The sequence below is a fragment of the Desulfovibrio sp. DV genome, from assembly GCF_001936595.1.
In the GTDB taxonomy this organism is placed as follows: Bacteria; Desulfobacterota; Desulfovibrionia; order Desulfovibrionales; family Desulfovibrionaceae; genus Solidesulfovibrio.
The window spans coordinates 1-19,221 of the sequence record NZ_MLBG01000048.1 but is presented as its reverse complement, the minus strand read 5'-3'; the positions used below and the strand labels follow the sequence as shown (position 1 = coordinate 19,221).

The 19,221-nt window shown below is 64.7% G+C and carries 18 protein-coding genes and 1 pseudogene; 9 read left to right on the top strand and 10 right to left on the bottom strand.

Going from position 1 to position 19,221, the window contains the following annotated elements:
- The first annotated feature begins 202 nt into the window (after positions 1 to 202).
- On the top strand, positions 203 to 2,038 hold the full coding sequence (ftsH, locus tag DVDV_RS11910; protein WP_075354893.1) for an ATP-dependent zinc metalloprotease FtsH: 1,836 nt from the start codon (positions 203 to 205) through the stop codon (positions 2,036 to 2,038).
- A gap of 1 nt (position 2,039) precedes the next feature.
- The gene (locus tag DVDV_RS11905) at positions 2,040 to 3,266 is read left to right on the top strand and encodes a PD40 domain-containing protein (protein WP_075354884.1); all 1,227 of its coding nucleotides are present in this window, start codon (positions 2,040 to 2,042) and stop codon (positions 3,264 to 3,266) included.
- A gap of 100 nt (positions 3,267 to 3,366) precedes the next feature.
- Here DVDV_RS11905 and prmC read toward each other — a convergent pair whose 3' ends face one another.
- The 5 genes from prmC to DVDV_RS11880 form a co-directional block, all read right to left on the bottom strand.
- Positions 3,367 to 4,230, bottom strand: coding sequence for a peptide chain release factor N(5)-glutamine methyltransferase (gene prmC / locus DVDV_RS11900; protein ID WP_075354883.1), 864 nt, complete (start codon positions 4,228 to 4,230; stop codon positions 3,367 to 3,369).
- A gap of 169 nt (positions 4,231 to 4,399) precedes the next feature.
- Positions 4,400 to 5,473, bottom strand: coding sequence for a peptide chain release factor 1 (gene prfA / locus DVDV_RS11895; protein WP_075354882.1), 1,074 nt, complete (start codon positions 5,471 to 5,473; stop codon positions 4,400 to 4,402).
- A gap of 78 nt (positions 5,474 to 5,551) precedes the next feature.
- Positions 5,552 to 6,505 (bottom strand): DUF1385 domain-containing protein, encoded by a 954-nt coding sequence (locus DVDV_RS11890; RefSeq protein ID WP_075354881.1) that lies wholly within the window; start codon positions 6,503 to 6,505, stop codon positions 5,552 to 5,554.
- 61 nt (positions 6,506 to 6,566) lie between these two features.
- Positions 6,567 to 6,782 (bottom strand): 50S ribosomal protein L31, encoded by a 216-nt coding sequence (rpmE, locus tag DVDV_RS11885; RefSeq protein ID WP_075354880.1) that lies wholly within the window; start codon positions 6,780 to 6,782, stop codon positions 6,567 to 6,569.
- Between the two features lie 112 nt (positions 6,783 to 6,894).
- Positions 6,895 to 8,151 carry a DUF1566 domain-containing protein gene (locus tag DVDV_RS11880; protein ID WP_075354879.1) on the bottom strand — a complete coding sequence of 419 codons (1,257 nt, stop codon included), beginning with the start codon at positions 8,149 to 8,151 and terminating at the stop codon, positions 6,895 to 6,897.
- A gap of 265 nt (positions 8,152 to 8,416) precedes the next feature.
- Here DVDV_RS11880 and thiC point away from each other — a divergent pair, with 265 nt between their 5' ends.
- Together thiC and gpmA are read left to right on the top strand one after the other, a co-directional pair.
- Positions 8,417 to 9,739 (top strand): phosphomethylpyrimidine synthase ThiC, encoded by a 1,323-nt coding sequence (thiC, locus tag DVDV_RS11875; RefSeq protein ID WP_075354878.1) that lies wholly within the window; start codon positions 8,417 to 8,419, stop codon positions 9,737 to 9,739.
- A 20-nt stretch (positions 9,740 to 9,759) separates the two neighbouring features.
- Positions 9,760 to 10,506 carry a 2,3-diphosphoglycerate-dependent phosphoglycerate mutase gene (gpmA, locus tag DVDV_RS11870; RefSeq protein WP_075354877.1) on the top strand — a complete coding sequence of 249 codons (747 nt, stop codon included), beginning with the start codon at positions 9,760 to 9,762 and terminating at the stop codon, positions 10,504 to 10,506.
- Between the two features lie 81 nt (positions 10,507 to 10,587).
- On the opposite strand, the gene DVDV_RS23400 is transcribed toward gpmA, so the two are convergent.
- The 3 genes and pseudogenes from DVDV_RS23400 to DVDV_RS23390 all read right to left on the bottom strand — a co-directional run.
- Entirely contained in the window at positions 10,588 to 11,340 is a 753-nt protein-coding gene (locus DVDV_RS23400) for a hypothetical protein (RefSeq protein ID WP_254845358.1), read from the bottom strand.
- Positions 11,341 to 11,350: 10 nt separating this feature from the next.
- Positions 11,351 to 11,551 (bottom strand): DUF2092 domain-containing protein, encoded by a 201-nt coding sequence (locus tag DVDV_RS23395; protein ID WP_254845359.1) that lies wholly within the window; start codon positions 11,549 to 11,551, stop codon positions 11,351 to 11,353.
- Positions 11,552 to 11,636: 85 nt separating this feature from the next.
- A pseudogene (locus DVDV_RS23390) lies at positions 11,637 to 11,996 on the bottom strand (DUF2092 domain-containing protein); the annotation flags it as partial.
- 304 nt (positions 11,997 to 12,300) lie between these two features.
- Between DVDV_RS23390 and DVDV_RS11855 the strand changes: the two are divergent.
- Entirely contained in the window at positions 12,301 to 13,110 is an 810-nt protein-coding gene (locus DVDV_RS11855; RefSeq protein ID WP_075354876.1) for a hypothetical protein, read from the top strand.
- 77 nt (positions 13,111 to 13,187) lie between these two features.
- Positions 13,188 to 14,597 (top strand): aryl-sulfate sulfotransferase, encoded by a 1,410-nt coding sequence (locus DVDV_RS11850; protein WP_075354875.1) that lies wholly within the window; start codon positions 13,188 to 13,190, stop codon positions 14,595 to 14,597.
- 119 nt (positions 14,598 to 14,716) lie between these two features.
- On the opposite strand, the gene DVDV_RS22785 is transcribed toward DVDV_RS11850, so the two are convergent.
- A complete protein-coding gene (locus DVDV_RS22785) occupies positions 14,717 to 14,893 on the bottom strand; it encodes a hypothetical protein (protein ID WP_175577100.1) in 177 nt (58 codons plus the stop codon).
- Positions 14,894 to 15,092: 199 nt separating this feature from the next.
- Positions 15,093 to 15,680: a hypothetical protein gene (locus DVDV_RS23385; RefSeq protein WP_254845357.1), complete on the bottom strand. Its 588-nt coding sequence runs from the start codon at positions 15,678 to 15,680 to the stop codon at positions 15,093 to 15,095.
- Between the two features lie 11 nt (positions 15,681 to 15,691).
- Here DVDV_RS23385 and gatB point away from each other — a divergent pair, with 11 nt between their 5' ends.
- From gatB to DVDV_RS11830, 3 genes are all read left to right on the top strand, one after another.
- Positions 15,692 to 17,122, top strand: coding sequence for an Asp-tRNA(Asn)/Glu-tRNA(Gln) amidotransferase subunit GatB (gatB, locus tag DVDV_RS11840; protein WP_075354873.1), 1,431 nt, complete (start codon positions 15,692 to 15,694; stop codon positions 17,120 to 17,122).
- Between the two features lie 115 nt (positions 17,123 to 17,237).
- Entirely contained in the window at positions 17,238 to 18,281 is a 1,044-nt protein-coding gene (gene mtnA / locus DVDV_RS11835; protein ID WP_075354891.1) for an S-methyl-5-thioribose-1-phosphate isomerase, read from the top strand.
- A gap of 33 nt (positions 18,282 to 18,314) precedes the next feature.
- Positions 18,315 to 19,106, top strand: coding sequence for a sulfide-dependent adenosine diphosphate thiazole synthase (locus DVDV_RS11830; protein ID WP_075354872.1), 792 nt, complete (start codon positions 18,315 to 18,317; stop codon positions 19,104 to 19,106).
- Positions 19,107 to 19,221 lie beyond the last annotated feature (115 nt).

Below are 19,221 nucleotides of genomic sequence, written 5' to 3'. Positions count from 1 at the left end.
GACGCGAGAGAGAGTCTTTACCCCCACTCCAAACCCTTGGCAATCCTTTTTTTCCATTTTCCCGTTTTTTTATGGCATTCGGCCAATCCGCCCCGGCAAAACCCGCCCGGCCCTCGTTGTCAACGCCGCGCAACCGACGTATTGGTATGGATAACGGGGCTCTTCCCACAACCTCTTGACCTTCGAGCACACCGTGAAGAACCTGGAAAAACACCACCGCTTCTCCCTCTGGTATATCCTTATCGCCATCTGGGGCGTGCTTCTCCTTAATAACCTCATCGTCACCAACTACGGGCCCAAGAACCTGCCCTACTCCGAATTCCTGACCCGACTGCAGGCCGGCGAGATATCGGAGGTGTCCATCACCGGCGACGTCATCACCGGCAAGATGCAGGGCAAGGCGGGCGAACCGGAAACCGCCACGGAATTCGTCACCCGCCGGGTGGACCCGGAACTGTCGGGCGAACTGGCCAAATACCATGTGACCTTCCGGGCCCATCCCGAATCCACGTTCCTGCGCGACATGCTGTCCTGGATTATCCCCATCCTGATCTTTTTTGGCATCTGGTACGTGCTCATGCAGCGGCTCAATCCTGGCCAGGGAGTCATGGCCTTTGGCAAGAACAAGGCCCGGGTCTATGCCGAAAAGGACCTGGACACCCGGTTTACCGACGTGGCCGGCTGCGACGAGGCCAAGGCGGAACTGGAAGAGGTGGTCGAGTTCCTGAAAACCCCGGAGCGGTTCCAGCGTCTGGGCGGCCAGATGCCCAAGGGCGTGCTGTTGGTCGGCCCTCCCGGCACGGGCAAGACCCTCCTGGCCCGGGCCGTGGCCGGCGAGGCGCAAGTCCCCTTCTTCTCCATCTCCGGTTCGGAATTTGTCGAGATGTTCGTGGGCGTCGGCGCGGCCCGCGTGCGCGAACTCTTTGTCCAGGCCAAGGAAAAGGCCCCGTGCATCATTTTCATCGACGAACTCGACGCCATCGGCAAATCCCGTTCCGGAGCCATTGTCGGCGGCCATGACGAGCGGGAACAGACGCTGAACCAGTTGCTGGTGGAAATGGACGGCTTCGATCCCCGGGTCGGGGTCATCATCATGGCCGCCACCAACCGGCCGGAGACCCTGGACCCGGCCCTGCTCCGGGCCGGGCGGTTTGACCGGCAGGTGCTGGTGGACCGTCCGGACGTGGTCGGCCGGGAGCAGATCCTGCGCGTCCATGCCAAGAAGATCGTCCTGGCCCCGGGAGTGGAGCTCACCGTCATCGCCCGCAAGACCCCGGGTTTTTCCGGGGCCGATCTGGCCAATGCCATCAATGAGGCGGCCCTGCTGGCGGCTCGGAAGAACAAGGACGCCGTGGACATGGACGACCTCGAAGAGGCCGTCGACCGCATTATGGGCGGGCTGGAAAAAAAGAACCGGGTGATCAATCCCAAGGAAAAGCGGGTGGTGGCCTACCACGAGGCCGGGCACGCCATCGTGGCCACCTTCACCCCCGGGGCTGACGCCGTGCACAAGATCTCCATCGTGCCGCGCGGCATCGGCGCCCTGGGCTGGACCCAGCAGCTCCCCACCGAAGACCGCTACCTCATGAGCCAGACCGAGCTCCTGGGCAAAATCGACGTGCTGCTCGGCGGCCGGGCGGCCGAGCGGCTGGTGTTTGGCGACGTCTCCACCGGGGCGCACAACGACCTGCAACGGGCCACCGACATCGCCATGGCCATGGTCACCGAATACGGCATGGGGGCAACACTCGGGCAGGCCACCTACCCGCGCCAGAACCGGCCGGTATTCCTGTCGCCCGACCAGAGCGGGCTGGCCCGCCGGGAATATTCCGAAGCCACGGCTGCCCGCATCGACGCCGAGGTCAAGGACATCCTGGAAGTGGCCTATGGCCGGGTCGAGGCGCTGCTTTCAGACAGACGCCCGGAACTGGAGCGCGTGGCCGGGGAACTGCTGGAACGCGAAGTGCTGGACGAAACCGAATTCAAGAATCTGCTTGGCCCGGCCGATGCCGCCTCCGGGCAGCAGACCGAGGTCTAAGATGCCAGCCCTGGTTCGCGCCTGGCCGGCCTTGCTGCTGGCCGGGCTGTTGCTCGTGCCGACGGGAAACGGTTGGGCCCAGATCCTTTTTCAATACGGCGAGCCCGTCATGACCGTGCGAGACGCCGGGCAGGCCAAGCTCGTGGGCGGCCCCCAAAAAGGCGCGCCGCCCCTGGCCATTGGCGACAAGGTCTTCCTGCATGAGGTTCATGACGGCTGGGCGACGGTGGAACCCGCCGCCCCCGAAGCCCTCCCCATAAGCGCCCGCCGTTACCGCCTGCCGTTGACCGCCCTGGCCAGCCAGCCCGGCAAGACGTATGCGGAAAGGCCGGACTGGGCGCCGGCTCCGGGCGACGCGACCCTGGCCGCCCGGGATGTGCTGGCCTATGAGGACTCCCCGTGGATCATGGTGTACGACGGCGCGGCCAAGCCCCGGCGCATCGCCAAGGGGACCTCCCCGGCCGTTTCGCCGGACGGATCGCTTTTGGCCTACACGCCCGCTGCCGGGGGAGGCGTGAGTGTTGTCGATTTGAATGGTCGGGCCAAGCCCCGGCATTTCGCCGCAAAACCGCCTGAGGTGCGCGAAATCCACTTCAGTCGGGATGGCCACCGGCTGGCCTGGCGGGTCGATGACCGCAGGCCCGCCGAGCCCAACCTGGGGGCCTATGATCGCATCGAGGCAGTGGAGCTCTCCCAGGCCGACCCCAAGCCGGCCGTTCTCGCCGCCGATCTGCCCGTTTACGACTCCTTCCAGGGCTTTACCCGGGACGGAACGGCCCTGGTTCTTTTCGCCTACGACAACGACTCCAGCCAGGTGCGATGGATGGGCCTGGACGGCAAAACGCTACGCCAGGAACCCATCACGGCCTTCACGGACAAAACCTTGCTGAGCAGCGCCGACCAGTATCGGCCAAGCCCGGGTGGCGACAACCTGATGCTGGTGGAGAGCGGTGTAAACCCGTCGCCGGCCATGCGGCCCTGGCTCAACGACACCGGCGAAGCCCTGTTCCTCTATGACGCGGCAAGCGGCACGAACTATCGCCTCACGCCCCGATCCATCGTGGCGGTTGCCCCAGCCTGGACCCCGGACGGACAGCGCATCTATTTCGCAGGCCTGCCGGAAGCTCCGGCCAACGGCCGGCATCGGCTCTACCGCATGAACGCGGACGGGACAGGGCTGACGGAACTCGGCAAGGGATTTGGGCCAAGCGTGGGAACGCGGCCGTAGGTCGGCACGGGGCGATGCGGAAGCACAGCGGGAGCAGGAGCATGGCACCGAAAAATCCAGAGGGCAGGAACAAGGGCAGGGGCGCAAGCGGGAGACGATCCTAGGGTTTGCGCCCCTCAACCACCCGGTCGCAGCCGGCCAGATCGCGGCGCACGGCCACATCGGCAAAGCCGGCCTCGGCCAGCAGCGCGGCAGCGTCCGGCCCCTGCTTCCAGCCGATTTCGACCAGCAGCCAGCCGCCGGGGCGAAGCCGAGTATACGCGGCCCGGGCCACCACCGGCACGGCCTCCAGGCCGGACTCGCCGGGAACCAGGGCGGTAAACGGCTCAAACGTACGCACTTCCCGGGAACACTCCCGGTACTCGGCGGCGCTGACATAGGGCGGATTGGAGACGACAAGCGCGTAGCCGCCGTCGCACGGCGGCAGCGCGGCAAAGTCGGCTTCCACAAAGGCCAGCCGGTCAACCACCTTGTGGTGCTCGGCATTTTGCCGGGCCACGGCCAGGGCGTCGGGGCTTTGATCCAGGGCCAGGCCGTGGGCGGCCGGGAAAAGCGTGGCCAGGGTCACGGCCAGACAGCCCGACCCGGTGCCGAGGTCGGCAAAATGGGCGAGTGCGCCGTCCGGGAAAAGCTCCCGGGCACGATCGATGATGCATTCGGTTTCGGGACGGGGAATCAGCGTGGCCGGGGTGACAGTGAAGTCCAGGCCGTAGAATTCGCGTTCGCCAAGGATGTAGGCGGCGGGTTCGCCGCGGCCGCGCCGGGCAATGAGCGGGCGCACGGCATCAAGTTCGTCAGGCGTCAGCGGCCGGTCCATGGCCAAAATAAGCCCCAGCCGATCCATCTCCAGGGCTTTTGCCACCAAGACCTGGGCGGACAGGCGCGGGCTGTCGATGTCCCGCTCGGCCAGATAGCCTTCGCTTTTGGCCAAAATTTCCCGCACCGTCGCCGCTTTTACGCCCATACCAACGCCCCGCTCCTCCCCCACATCGGCTGTTCCTGTCCACAACCGACCAAATTGCCAACCAGCACCCCTTAAAAAAATTCTCCCGTCGAGGGGTCCGGGGGGATCATCCCCCCGGCCGCCGGAGGCCTCTTCCCCTCTCACCTCTCACCTCTCACCTCTTCCCGCACTACGCAGCGTCGGCCTGGGCTTTGAGGGCTTCGGCCTGGTAGTGGCCGATCAGCGCGTCGCACATTTCGTCGAGGTCGCCTTCAAGCACTGCGTCGAGCCGGTAGAGGGTCAGGTTGATGCGGTGGTCGGTGATGCGGCCCTGGGGAAAATTGTAGGTGCGGATGCGCTCGGAGCGGTCGCCGCTGCCGACCTGGGACCGGCGGGTGGCTTCCTGTTCCATGCGCTGCTTTTCCTGCTCGGCCTGGAGCAGGCGGGAGCGCAGGACCTTGAGCGCCTTGGCCTTGTTTTTGTGCTGGGATTTTTCGTCCTGGCAGATGACCACCAGCCCCGAGGGGATGTGGGTGACGCGCACGGCCGAGTCGGTGGTATTGACGCTCTGGCCGCCCGGTCCGCTTGAGCGGTAGACGTCGATGCGCAGATCGCCCGGATCCAGGGCCACGTCGACTTCCTCGGCCTCGGGCATGATGGCGACGGTGACGGCGGAGGTGTGGATGCGGCCCTGGGATTCAGTGGCCGGCACGCGCTGGACGCGGTGCGCTCCGGATTCGTACTTGAGCCGGCTGTAGACCTTCTCGCCCGAGATGGAGGCGATGACTTCCTTGAAGCCGCCGGTGCCGGTTTCGGACTGGCTCATGATCTCGACCTTCCAGCGCTTGGTCTCGGCATAGCGGGTGTACATGCGAAAGAGGTCGCCGACGAACAGGGCCGCTTCTTCGCCGCCGGTGCCGGCCCGGATTTCCAGCAGGATGTTCTTGTCATCCATGGGGTCCTTGGGCAAAAGCAGCAGCTTGAGCCGGACTTCGAGTTCGGTCTGCTGTTCCTTGAGGGCCTTGGCCTCGGCCTGGGCCAGTTCGCGGATCTCGGGATCGGCGTCCTGGGTCATTTCCTGGTTGTCTTCCAGGTTCCGGACGATCTGCTTGTACTCACGGTATGCGGCCACGATGTCGCCGAGATCGGAGTGGGTCTTGGCCAGCTTGCGGTAGCGGTCCTGATCGGACAGGACGGCGGGGTCGGAAAGTTGGCTAACCAATTCCTCGTACTTGCGTTCGAGGCTTTCGAGCTTGGCGAACATGGGGCGTCTCCGGGGCGGGACACATAAGAAGCGTCCCCCGGCTTGAGGGTTGGCAGGGACAGGCGAGACTGCGTCGGGTCAGGCAGCCGGCCGGCCGGCAACGGCACCGTCGAGGGCGGCCAGGGCCACCTCGATCTGGGCGTCGTCGGGTTCCTTGGTGGTGAGCATCTGTAAGAAAAGCCCGGGGGCCGAGATCAGGCGGCAGGCAATATTCGTATGAAACTTGCCGGCGAGCTTGATGACTTCATAGGCCAGGGCGCTGACCGGAACCATGAGGACGAGCTTGAGGACAACAATATAGACCTGCTTGATCCAGGCCGTGGCCGGGGCGTAAAACGTCAGCAGCCAGGGCACGAGAAAGGCGTAGAGCACGATGGAAATGGTCAGGACAAAGAGCAGGAAGGCGGTGCCGCAGCGGGGGTGGAGCCGGGAAAAGCCCCGCGCTCCGGCCGGAGACAGTTCCGCGCCCTGTTCGTAGGCCCAGATGACCTTGTGCTCGGCCCCGTGGTACTGAAACACCCGCCGGATGTCCGGCAGGAAGGAAATGGCGGCCACGTAGCCGATAAAAAGGACCATCTTGAAAAGCCCGTCCCAGACGTGGAAGCTTAAGTCCTCGACCCCGCCGGAAAGCCCCAGGCTGCGCATCCCCAGAGAGAACAGGTGCGGCGTGACCACGAACAGCAGCAGGGCGAAGCCGATGGAGGCTGCCAGGGTCAGTCCCATGGCCAGCGGTCCGATCTCGGCCCCTTCCTCATCTTCCACGGCCACCTGGGCCGAGTAGTTAAGCGCTTTGATGCCGTTGACCAGGGTTTCGAGCAAAACAGGAAACCCGCGCAGAAGCGGCTTTTTGAGCCACTTGGCAGCGGTGAGGGTGAACCACGGGCGCACGTTTATCAGGATGTCGCCGCCGGGCTTGCGCACGGCAATGGCCAGACGATCCCGATCGCGCATCATGACGCCTTCCATGACGGCCTGACCGCCCACGGTTGGCGAGGCCACCAGCAGGGGGAGCAGACGCAGAAAGCGTTTCATGGCTGTATCCTGAAGGTTGCCGCCGGGCCTTTGGGCCCGGCGGATGCGGACCAGAGCCCCACTAGGCCTTGGGCTCAAATTTGGCGTACTTCTTGCGGAAGCGGTCGATGCGGCCGGCGGTGTCGAGGAAACGCTGCTTGCCGGTGTAAAACGGATGGCAGTTGGAGCACACTTCGACCTGGACCAGTTCACCCTTGGTGGACGTGGCCTGGGCTTCGAAGCCGCAGTGGCAGCGAATCGTGGCTTTAAACGTCTTGGGATGGATATCTTTTTTCATAGCCTGACTCCTTGAGAGTATCCCTTCCGGGAAAGCGAGATCAAGTAACGCCTTTTATGGGGCTTGGCAAGTCTTGCGGCCCCACTTTCTTCCAGCCGGCCGCACTCGGTGGCTACTGGCCAAGCAGCAGCAAATCCGTTGCGGCCGGACTCACGGTGACAACGGTCCAGGCAGCCGTGGTCGGCGAGGCGGTGTCCTGCCAGACCCCGTTGGCGTTCTCCCCGAGCACAGCCAGCGTATGTGCGCCAACAGAAAGCCCGGCCAGGGCAATCGGGGTGATGCTTGAAGTCTGCTCGCTCCAGTCACCGCCGTCAAGACGGTACTTGTAAGCCACAACCCCCGTGCCGCCCACAGTGATCGTCGCTGACCGCGACACCGTGGGCGAGGACGGCGCATTGCCCAGGACGGCGACCACCACGATGGTTGTGCCGCCACGCACGCAACGGGCATAGCCAAGGTAGCTTTTGGAGATATAATACCCGGAAGAACCCGTGTCAAAATCGACATACCATCCATTGTTACCGTGCCCGTATCGGGTTGACCCCGACCAATACGCGTCTGAAGCGCCGGAGAAATATGTTACATCAAAGGCTGGGGCATACGTTGTGTAATCGACGAGACTGACAAGCTCGCGGATATTTGGCAGACGCCAGTCAGAATATCCTCCTGTCGTTGCCCCTTCGCAATGCGAAAGGGCGTTCTTCCAGGTCAACGCCGTCTCACTGGCAATCTTTTGCCACATCAGTCCGGTGGCCTGATCACTCACCGTCAGGTCGCCGTTGTCCACATAGGTCGACGCCGGCAAAGCCTGACCGCGCACGCAGCGGACGTATCCCGTGTTTGACTTGGCTCCGGTGCTGACCGTACCCCAATAAAACTGGATGCCCCAGACATCTGTGCTCAACTGCTTGTTTTCTTGATTCGAGAAATATCCCGCAACGGTTGGTCCGGAAAAAATCGCATTCCAGTTGGGATTCTCTCGGCCATAATCAACGATTGTGGCCAACTCCCACAGGTCGGCCATGCGCCAGTCCGCGGTATTGCCGAGGGGCAACTGCCCGCACCATGCCTGGGCATCGGCAAAGGTCCGGCCCGTCGTGTTGGCGGCTTGTTGCCAGAAAAGCCCTGTCGTCAGGTCCGTGACGATACCTGCGGTCCCGACTTGATAGGCCATGGGCGTTCCGGCCTGGTAATTCCCATCCTGGCCATAATAGTCCTCGCCTGGCCGAGGACAACCAATGGTCCCGACATCGTCGTAACAGGCCGTCTGGCCGGTAGCCGGCAACGTGTAGGATTGGGCCGAATGCGGTGCCAGCAGCGCGAACAACACCGCCAAGAGCCAGGCAAAACACAAACGCAGCACGTTCATATCGCCCCCGTGTCGGACAATGGCCCCGGACCGCCGGCCAAGACACGCCCCAGCGCCAATGCCACGCCATGCCAGTTCTTTGGTGCTTCAATACAAAGAAAGAAATGACACAACAAGTGCACAAGCAATTATTTCGCGCACTCGTGCCGCGTTGCCGCCTGCCGACAAATACCCCAAAAAGGCCTGGCCGGACCCGGCCCGCCTTTGAGCTTTACCGGCCTTCATGCTAGGATCGCTGATCTGGAAACCTTTCAAAGGAAGCAGCATGTCCATCCTGAGCAAAAACGCCACACTCTCCAATATCTTCCGCACCCGCTCCGGCGAGATGGCCGCCGCCGAGGGACTCTCTCCCGCCACCATCGAAGCGGCCGTCAATGCCGGCACCATGGTCATCCTGGCCAATCCGGCCCACGCCGGCGTCACCCCGACGGTGATCGGTCAGCCGGCCCGCATCAAGGTCAACGCCAACATCGGCACCTCCATGTTCGTCACCGATGTGGCCATGGAAATGGAAAAAGTGGCGCTTTGCAAGACGGCCGGGGCGCACACGCTCATGGACCTGTCCACGGCCGGCGACCTGACAGCCATCCGGACGTCCATCCTTTCGGCCACCGACCTGCCCCTTGGCACCGTGCCGCTGTACGGCGTGGCCCAGCGCCACATCGCCAAGGGCGGCGACCCGAGCGATTTCACCGTGGCTGAAATATTGACCGAAATTGCCAAGCAGGCCGAGGCCGGCGTGGATTTCATGACGCTGCACTGCGGCATCACCCGCCGGGGTGTGGAACTGGCCGCCGAGGGCGGCCGCATCACCGGCATCGTGTCGCGCGGCGGCTCCATCCTTGGCCGCTGGATGCGCCGGCATGACACGGAAAACCCCTTTTTGACGCACTACGACGACATTCTCGACATCTGCCTGGCCCATAACGTGACCATCAGCCTGGGCGACGGCTTGCGGCCCGGCTGCGGCGCCGACGCCGGCGACGGGGCCCAGTGGGAGGAAGTGATCAATCTCGGCCGGCTGGCCGCCCGGGCCAAGGCCCAGGGCGTCCAGACCATGATCGAGGGGCCGGGACACGTGCCGCTGCACCTCGTCCAGGGCCAGATCCAGGGCATAAAGCGCTTGACCGACGGTGCGCCACTCTATGTCCTGGGACCGCTGACCACGGACTGCGCTCCGGGCTACGACCACATCGCCGGAGCCATCGGCGGCGCCCTGGCCGCCTATTTCGGCGCGGATTTCCTGTGCTACCTGACCCCGGCCGAGCACCTCACCCTGCCCGACGTGGCCGACGTGCGGGCCGGCATCAAGGCCAGCCTCGTGGCCGCCCAGAGCGCCGAGACCGCCCTTGGCCGGCCCCAGGCCGTGGCCCGGGACCGGGACATGTCCAAGGCCCGGGCCGAACTGGACTGGGAGGCCATGACCGAGCTGTCCCTGGACCCGGACATGGTGCGCGAGCGCCGGGGAGCGCACAGCAAGGAAAAGGAATGCGCCATGTGCGGGGCCATGTGCGCCATGCGCATGATGACCGGCGACCACTTCGAGGCCGCGCCCGCCACCGGCGACGGCTGCGACGCCAAGAAATAACCTCGTCCCGGGAGAATGCCATGCACACCCTGGTCCTCGTGCGCCACGGCCAAAGCGTCTGGAATCTGGAAAACCGGTTCACCGGCTGGACCGACGTGGGTCTGACCCGGCAAGGGCAGGACGAGGCCGCAGCGGCAGCGAAGCTTCTGGCCGAGGGCGGCTACGACTTCGACGCCTGCCTGACCTCGGTGCTCTCCCGGGCGGTCAAGACCCTCGACATCATGCTTGAGGGCCTTGACCGGCTGTGGCTCCCGGTCAGTAAATCCTGGCGCCTAAACGAACGCCATTACGGCGCACTCCAGGGACTGAACAAGGCCGAGATGGCGGCCAAGTACGGCGAGGAGCAGGTGTTTGTCTGGCGCCGAAGCTACGACACCCCGCCACCGGCGCTTACCCCCGACGACGAGCGGTTTCCCGGCCGCGACCGGCGCTACACCGCCTTGACCGATGCCGAACTGCCGCGCTGCGAGTCGCTCAAAGACACCGTGGCCCGGGTCCTGCCCTACTGGCACGAGGTCATGGCCCCGGCCATAACCGCCGGCACGCGCCTGCTGGTGGCGGCCCACGGCAATTCGCTGCGCGCCCTGGTCAAATACCTCGACGGTATTGACGATGCGGCCATAAGCGAACTGAACATTCCAACTGGCGTGCCGCTGGTCTATGAACTGGGCGACGATCTGGCCCCGCTTCGCCATTACTACCTCGGCGATCCCGAGGCCGTGGCCCAAAAGGCCGCTGCCGTGGCCGCCCAGGGCAAGGCCGGCTGACCCTTCCCATCACCCGCAACACAGAAAAGGGCGGCTCCCGGATCGGGAGCCGCCCTTTTTTTTTTGGCCGGAGCCGGAGCCTTAGTAGTCGGGTCGCGGCGGGCACGGCCCCTTGACCGGCACGTAGACCACCTTGTCGCCCTGGTACTGCTCAATGTAGCAGGTGTTGTTCACATTATAATAGGTCATGCCGGCGATGGTGACGGCGGCCGCAGCGGCAGGCAGGGCCCACAGCCAGGGGCCGGGAGCCACGGGCGGCGGCGGTCCCCAGGGACGTACGCCGACGGGAACCGGGACCGGCACCGGCGCCACCGGGATCGGCGGCCGGGGGCCGGGGCCGTAGCCAGGGACCGGCACACCAATGGGCGCGGGCGGACGCGGCGGGTAGTACCCGGGCCCTCCGACCGGTACGGGTGGCCGGCCCGGGGCGACCGGCACCGGGCCGGGCATGGGGGCGTAATTGGGCCGGGGCATGGCTGTCGGGGCCGGCGGGCGGACCGAGGGAGCCGGGGCAATGGGCGGGCCGCCGCCAAAACGCAGGCCGCCTGGAGGCGGTGCGCCAAATCCGGCTCCGCCGGGACGGGCTGCGCCGCCGCCCGGAGGAGGACCACCGAAACGCGGAGCGCCACCGCCGCCGCCACGCGGCGCGCCGCCAAAACCACCACCGCCGCCGTGCGGCCCGCCGCCGCCAAAGCCGCCGCCACCCCGGGCCTCGGCCTCCGGCGTGAGCAGCCGGGACAGGGCAAGGATTCCGGGCGCGTCGAAAACCAGGGTGAAGGCCGCCAAAAAGACCAGGACCAGGGGAATGTGTCTGTGCCGTATGTCGCGTCTCATGGCCATTGCCTCACTTGCCTTCCTGGCCGGCGATCATGGGGGTGAATTCGATGCGGCGCAAGTCCTTGCCGGGCTTGAAGGTAAAGAGGTCGGCCGGCAGGCGCGGAGCGGTGTCCCAGTCCGTGAAGGTGGCGGCGTATTGCGGCCAGCCCATGCCGTTTTTGTCGGTAATGACGACCTTTCGCGGCAGGGCCGACTTGCCCTTTTCCACCCAGAGCTGCCAGTCGGCGTTTTTTCTGGGTGAAGGCCAGATGGTCGCAGGCCACACCGGCGGCGGTATGCACGCCCACGCAGTCGCCGGTGCGCACGTTGGCCAACAGTTCCTTGCAGGGGTCGGCGTAGAGCAGATCGGACAGCGGCGCGACCAGACCGTACTTCTCGGACAGCATGGCCATGGTGGCGTCGATGGTCGGGGGCGCGTCGATGACGGCGTAGACGCCGCGGTCGTAGTCGGCCACGGTGACGGTCTTGCCGTCATAGACGAAGACCCGGTCGCGCTCGTCCCCGGTGACCCGGGAATAGAGCTTGTCGGGCCGCTTGAGGGCCACATCGGCAAAACGCGTCAACTGGACGGTCTGGCCGTTGGGATAGACCTGCTCCTCGGTGATTTCGGCCGAAAAGGCCAGGGCGCTCCGGGAAGCCAGGTCCCGGCACATGGCCGCCACCGGCGCGGCCGCCTCAGGGGCGATGTCCGGGGTTTTGGCCGGCTCGGGAGCGGCTGTCTGGCTCTGGGCCTTCCCGACCGCCGGCACGGCCAGACAGGCGAGCAGGACCACGATCCACAGGCTGCGACGCATGGAAACCTCCTCAGGTAGCCGGCCCTCCGGGCAATCCCGGGCGAACCGTTTTCGCATGGTAGCAACCCTAGAAGTCCCCTCCCCGGGTGTCAAGGATTGCGGGTGCCGGCAGCGGCATTGCAGGATGGCGGGGCCTGGTTTACGGAAAGGGCCTGGAGGCGACATGCTGCGGGAACTTTTCACCTTGTGGCGCGACCGTGGGTCGCGTCTGGCCAGATGGCTTGGCCAGGACCGCGAAGCCGTGTCCATCGACGCCCGGCATCGGCGCTGTGCTGCGGCCTGGGAGCCGCATCTGGCCGCCACCCGGGCGCTCATCCTCGACGCCGCCCGGACTGCGGCCGGACGCGGGACGGCGGTGGTGCTCGGGTCCGGAGCCTGCCTCGATGTGCCGGTGGCCGACCTGGCCGGGCAATTCCGCCAGGTGGTGCTCCTTGACGCCCACCACCCCCGGGCGGCCCGCGCCCTGGCATCGCGGTTTTCCAATGTGCGGCTGGTCACTGCCGATGCCACGGGCATGGTCCAGGCCGCCCGGGCTGCAGCCAAATCCCGCGCCCCCCTGCCCTGCCCGGTCCCCCATCCCGATCTTCTGGGGGGCCTACGACCGGATTTGACCGCCTCGGTCAACCTCGCCTCCCAGCTTTCCATTCCCTTCTACAAGCTCCTGGGCCGGCGTGCGGCCGGGGCCGCGGCCGAGGCCTTTTACCAGGGCCTCGTCACCGCCCATTTCGACTGGCTGGCCAGCCTGCCCGGCCGGGTCTGCCTGTGCTGCGACACGGCCTGGGAACGCACGGACGGGGAGTGCCTCATCGAGAGCCGCGACGCCCTGGAAGGCGTGGCCCTGCCTGCGCCGGACCGGACCTGGCTGTGGTCCATTGCCCCGCGCCCCGAGGAATCCCTGGCCTATGACCGGCAAAACCGGGTGGCCGGCTTTCTGGATTTCGCGGCGGCCTGGGGCACAAAGGGGGTGGATTGATCCAGCTGACTGTGGCATCGAAAGGACGTGGCAATCATCACCCGCTGCGTCACCAACAACACCAGCAGAAAGACCAAATGAGCGAATCCACCCTCTCCGGCTATATCCTTGTCACTCCCCAAGAATCGACTTTCACCTACCTTATCGACAGAAGCGGTTCCGTTGTTCACACTTGGAAAAGTGATTACAATGCAGGCTTGACTGCTATACTGACCGATGAAGGCCATTTGTTTCGGGCAGGAAAAGTTTCAAACGATCACTATATTCACGGTTCCGGTGGCGTCATTGAGGAATTCGACTGGGACGGCCATCTCATCTGGCAGTATTACTATTCCGATACGGACAAGTTTCAGCACCATGACTTCATGGTGCTGCCAAACGGGGACATCCTATTTATCGCCGCCGAAATCATCACAGCCCAAGAAGCTCTGGCCCTTGGCCGCGACCCGGCCAAGCTTCGCGACGGCTACCTGGCGGCCGACAAGCTGGTGGAAGTGCGTCCCGAAGGTTTTTCCGGCGGCGAGATCGTCTGGGAGTGGCGGGCCATCGACCACATCGTCCAGGACATCGCCCCGACTGCCGCCACCTTCGGCACCGTGGCCGGACACCCGGAGCGGATCGACTTCAACTATGAGGGCCGGCCCGCGTTCCCTGACGGATGGACCCATATCAACAGCGTGGACTATGACGCAGACACGGATCGCATTCTTATCAGTGCCCGCAACTACAACGAGATCTGGATCATCGACCACTCCACCACCACGGCCGAGGCAGCCGGCCATGACGGCGGCGCATCAGGGCATGGCGGCGACCTGCTCTACCGCTGGGGCAATCCAGAGGCCTACGACGCCGGGACCCGGGCCGACCGCCAGCTCTTTGGCCAGCACGACGCCAAATGGATCGATGCGGGCCTGCCCGGGGCCGGCGACATCTTGGTCTTTGACAACGGAGCCGACCGCCCCGGCGGCAACTATTCCCGGATACTGGAGCTCACCGTGCCGACCACGGCCAACGGCGGCTACGCCCTGTCCGCTGCCGGGACCTATGGTCCGGCCAGCCCGACCTGGACCTACGTCTCACCGGGGCTGACCGATTTCTATTCCGCCCGCATGAGCGGGGCCCAGCGGCTCCGGGACGGCCATACCCTGGCCACCCTGGGCGACTCCGGAACCCTGGTTGAAATCACGAACGAAGGGGCCACGGCCTGGACCTGGGACGCGGAATTGTCGCTCCTTGAGGGCGGGACCCCGGGTACGGAAACATCCGTTTTTTACGCCACCTGGTATCCAGAGGACTATGCCGGATTTGCCGGCAAGGGGCTGGTGGCCGAAGACCCGTTCCTGGGAGCCCTGACCCGCTCCGGCGTCGTCGCCTTGGAGGGAGCCCTGGGCCAGTCCCAGGCGCTCATGACCGCCTCGCCCACCTCCCTGGGCCTCGGCCCGGCCTCACAGGGTCTGGTGGCAACGATATCAGCCGGCCTTGCGTGACGCTTCTGCCGAAAGCACGCGCTACAAAGACCGAGGAAGCGACACCATATCCGTCGTACAAAAAAGGGGCCGCATGAAGCGGCCCCAGGATACGACGTCAATTTACTGCAGTCAGACTGCTATTCCAACCACATCAGCAAAAAATCGATCACTTCGAATTTACCATTGTTATTGCCGAGGGCATCAACAATATTCTGGTACAGCGTCGAATACGGATCAGCAGCCATTGCCGTGGCCGGAGTAAAACACATCCCCAGAGCCAAGGCCAACATCGTAGCGGCAAACCACTTTTTCATGTTCCTCCTCCTTGGTTCATGCACAACTCACAATTGATCTCGCATTCATTGTATAGACAATGACGGTGACATTGGCAAGCATAACTTTGCCGGATCTGTTGGCTGTTCTAGCACGGACAGGGAGCCACGCCCAAAAAAAGCCCCCTGCGGCCCGATTCCGGACCAGAGGGGGCCTTTGGGGCCGAACGCACCGCACGCCTTATTTGTTTTTGTATTCGCGGCGCTTGGTCTCGTAGAGCTCATCCAGATAATCGGCCTGGACCTTGAGCATTTCGGCTTTGTGCAGCAGCCGGGCCAGTTCGGCGTCGGCTTCCTTGAGGGCTGCATCCGCCGCGCCGGCCGCCTTGCGGGCCAGACGCTCGTTTTCCGCCGCCCGGACCTCTTCCATCACCTTGCGGTATTCCGTTTCGGCCTTGCGCACCTCTTTGGAAAGCTGCTCCGGCATCATGGATTCAAATTCATCAGACGCCGCCGCCCCCTGCGGACAGGCCAGCGACATGACAATCCAGAACCCCAGCACCATAACAAAACCGGCAACGCGCAGCGCGCGCCCCGCCAACATGTCGATCCGGCCCATGGCATCCCTCGCGTCGTGGTAGTGTAGGTAAAAGCCCCCGCCGGGCAATGCAGCGGGCGCAACATGGCTGTTGTAGGCCCGACGCTTCAAAATTACAACCATTTGAAGGCCTCTTCCCACCCCCGGCACGCCATTGACCGGCTTGCCGGAAGCGGGGTACACCCCCGACCGAAATTTCGCGTCGTTCCCGGACTCGGGACGCCGCCTCAAGGAGCGCTTTCATGGCCAGGTATGAAACGGTCATCGGCGTCGAAGTGCACGCCCAGCTGAAAACCGCCAGCAAGATTTTCTGCGGCTGCTCCACCCGCTTCGGTGTTGACCCCAACGAAAACGTCTGCCCGGTCTGTTCGGGAATGCCCGGCGTCCTGCCGGTCTTAAACGCCACCGTCGTCGAATACGCCGCCAAGATGGGGCTGGCCACCGGCTGCACGGTCAACCCGGTGTCGGTCTTTGCCCGCAAGAACTACTTTTACCCCGACCTGCCCAAGGGCTACCAGACCTCCCAGTTCGAGCAGCCCATCTGCGAGCACGGCCACATCGACATCAGCGCCCAGGGCACAGCCAAACGCATCGGCATCACCCGCATCCATATGGAAGAGGACGCCGGCAAGAACATCCACTCCACCGCCGACAACGTCAGCTACGTGGACCTAAACCGGGCCTGCGTGCCGCTCATTGAAATCGTCTCCGAGCCGGATATGCGCAGCCCCGAGGAAGTGGTGGCCTATTTAAAGGCCCTGCGCGCCATCCTGGTCTACCTCGATGTCTGCGACGGCAACATGGAGGAAGGCTCCTTTCGCTGCGATGCCAACGTGAGCCTGCGCCCGGTCGGCCAGGAAGCCTTCGGCACCCGGGCCGAGCTCAAAAACCTGAACAGCTTCCGCCACGTCCAAAAAGCCATCGAATACGAAGTGGAACGGCAGGCTGACCGCCTCGACGACGGCCTGCCCGTCATCCAGGAAACCCGCCTTTACGACGCCAACAAGAATGTGACCGCCTCCATGCGCGGCAAGGAAGAAGCCCACGACTACCGCTACTTCCCGGACCCCGACCTGGTCCCCGTGCGCCTGGACGCCGCGACCCTTGCCCGCTGGGAAAGCGAGCTGCCGGAGCTGCCCGAGGCCCGGCGCGCCCGGTTTGTCTCCCAGTACGGCCTGTCCGACTACGATGCCGAGGTGCTGACCGGCGAGCGCGACATGGCCGAATACTTCGAGGCCACGGCCGCTGCCGGGGCCGACCCCAAAAAGGCCGCCAACTGGATGCAAAGCGAGCTTATGCGCGAGCTCAACCAGGCGAACATTCCGGCCGGTCAGGCCAAGCTCACGGCCGAAAAACTGGCCGGCCTCATTCAGCTCATCGACGCCGGGGAAATCTCCGGCAAGATCGCCAAGCAGATTTTCCCGGAACTCTTTGCCGAGGGTCTTGACCCGGCCGACTACGTGCGCCAAAAAGGCCTGTCGCAGATTTCCGACTCCAGCGCCCTGGAATCTGCCATTGATGCGGTCCTGGCCGCCAACCCGGCCGAAGTGGAAGCCTTCAAGGGCGGCAAGACCAAGCTCATGGGCTTTTTCGTCGGCCAGATCATGAAGGCCACCAAAGGACAAGCCAACCCGGGACTGGTCAACGACCTGTTGCGCCAAAAGCTCGGCTAGGCCGCCGCTCCCACCGGAATCGTGATGCAAGGACGCCCTGCAAGGGGCCTGCCCAGCCGGCGCGTTGCCGGTGCGGGCCGTGTTTTGGACCCCCACCCTGGACTGGAATGACGCCATGACCGACCATATTGCCTTTTCCGCCGACAAGCAGGCCCTGCTGCTCCTCGACCAGCGTTTCCTGCCCGACCGCGAAGAATGCTTCGTGTGCCGCAATACCGCCGACACGGTCTACGCCCTGCAGACCATGGTGGTGCGCGGCGCACCGGCCATCGGCGTCACCGCTGCCTACGGCTGCTATCTGGCTGCCCGGGAATCGTCCGAAGCCGGCCCGGCCTGGAAGGAACGCCTGCAGGCGCTGCTGGTCGAACTGGAACAGGCCCGCCCCACCGCCGTCAACCTGCGCTGGGCAGTCGAACGGATGCGCGCGAAGTGGGCTGCAATGTCTGCCGCCAGCCTGGACGAGCTGCTCTCGACCTGGCTTGGGCTGGCCCAGGACATGCACAGCGAGGACATCGAAATCTGCAAGGCCATGGGCCGCCACGGCGCGGATCTCATCGCCGACGGCGACACCATCCTCACCCACTGCAACGCCGGCGCACTGGCCACGGCCGGCTACGGCACGGCCCTTGGCGTCATCCGGGCGGCCTTTGAACAGGGCAAGCGCATCCGGGTCATTGCCGACGAAACGCGGCCCTTCCTCCAGGGCGCACGCCTGACGGCCTACGAACTGGCCAAGGAAGGCATCCCGGTCACGGTTGCCTGCGACAACGCCGTCGGCCACCTCATGAAGCGCGGCATGGTCCAGAAGGTCGTGGTCGGCGCGGATCGCATCGCGGCCAACGGCGACGCGGCCAACAAGATTGGCACCTACACCGTGGCCCTGGCCGCCAAGGCCCATGGCGTGCCGTTTTACGTCGCCGCCCCGGCGTCCACCTTTGACCTGCGCATTGCCACGGGCGACGAGATTCCCATCGAGGACCGCACCCCGCGCGAAGTCACCCACATCGGCGAGCACCGCATCACCCCGGAAAACGTGCCGGTCTACAACTATGCCTTCGACGTGACCCCGGCCGAACTCATCGCCGGCATCATCACCGAACGCGGCGTGTTGACCGCACCCTATGTCGAGTCCATTCGCGCCGTCATCGGCTCGAAGTAGCACCAACGTCTCGCAGCCAAGGGGTTCCCATTCATGTCTTTGGATGAACGCATCATCACCCAGGCCATTCTGGAAGAGTATTTCGAGAAGTTCAAATCCAGCCTGGATCTCGACGTGGCCATCATCGGCGGCGGCCCATCCGGCCTGACCGCTGCCCGGCTGCTGGCCGCCGACGGCTTCAACGTCGCCCTGTTCGAACGCAAGCTGTCCCTTGGCGGCGGCATGTGGGGCGGCGGCATGACCTGGAACATCATCGTGGTCCAGGAAGAAAGCGTCCACCTGCTCACCGACGTCGGTGTGCCGGTCAAGCGCTACAAGGACAACTACTTCACCGCCGACGCCGTGGCCGCCACCACCACCCTGGCTTCCGCCGCCTGCCTGGCCGGGGCCAAGGTGTTTAACTGCATGAGCGTCGAGGACGTGGTCCTGCGCGAAGAGGACGGCATCAAGCGGGTGACGGGCATCGTCATCAACTCCTCCCCGGTCGAGATGGCCGGCCTGCACGTGGACCCGGTGGTGCTCGCCTCGAAGTACCTGATCGAGGCCACGGGCCATGCCGTGGAAGTGCTGCACACGCTGGTACGCAAAAACGACGTGCGCTTGAACACCCCCTCCGGCGGCATCGAGGGCGAACAGTCCATGTGGGCCGAAGTGGCCGAGACCAATACCGTCAAAAACACCCAGGAAATCTTCCCGGGCCTGTACGTGGCCGGCATGGCCGCCAACGCCAGCTACGGCTCCTACCGCATGGGACCGATCTTCGGCGGCATGTTGCTGTCCGGCGAGAAAGTCGCCGCCGACATCGCTGCCAAGCTGCGCGGGTAATGGCAAGAGAAGAAAAGGATGCCTCCGGCGGCCAAAGGGCTGAGCCCTTTGGAATCCCACCTGGGGGACGTTTGATTTGACCGGGTGCGTTGCCCGATCGAGACGCGAAGATTGC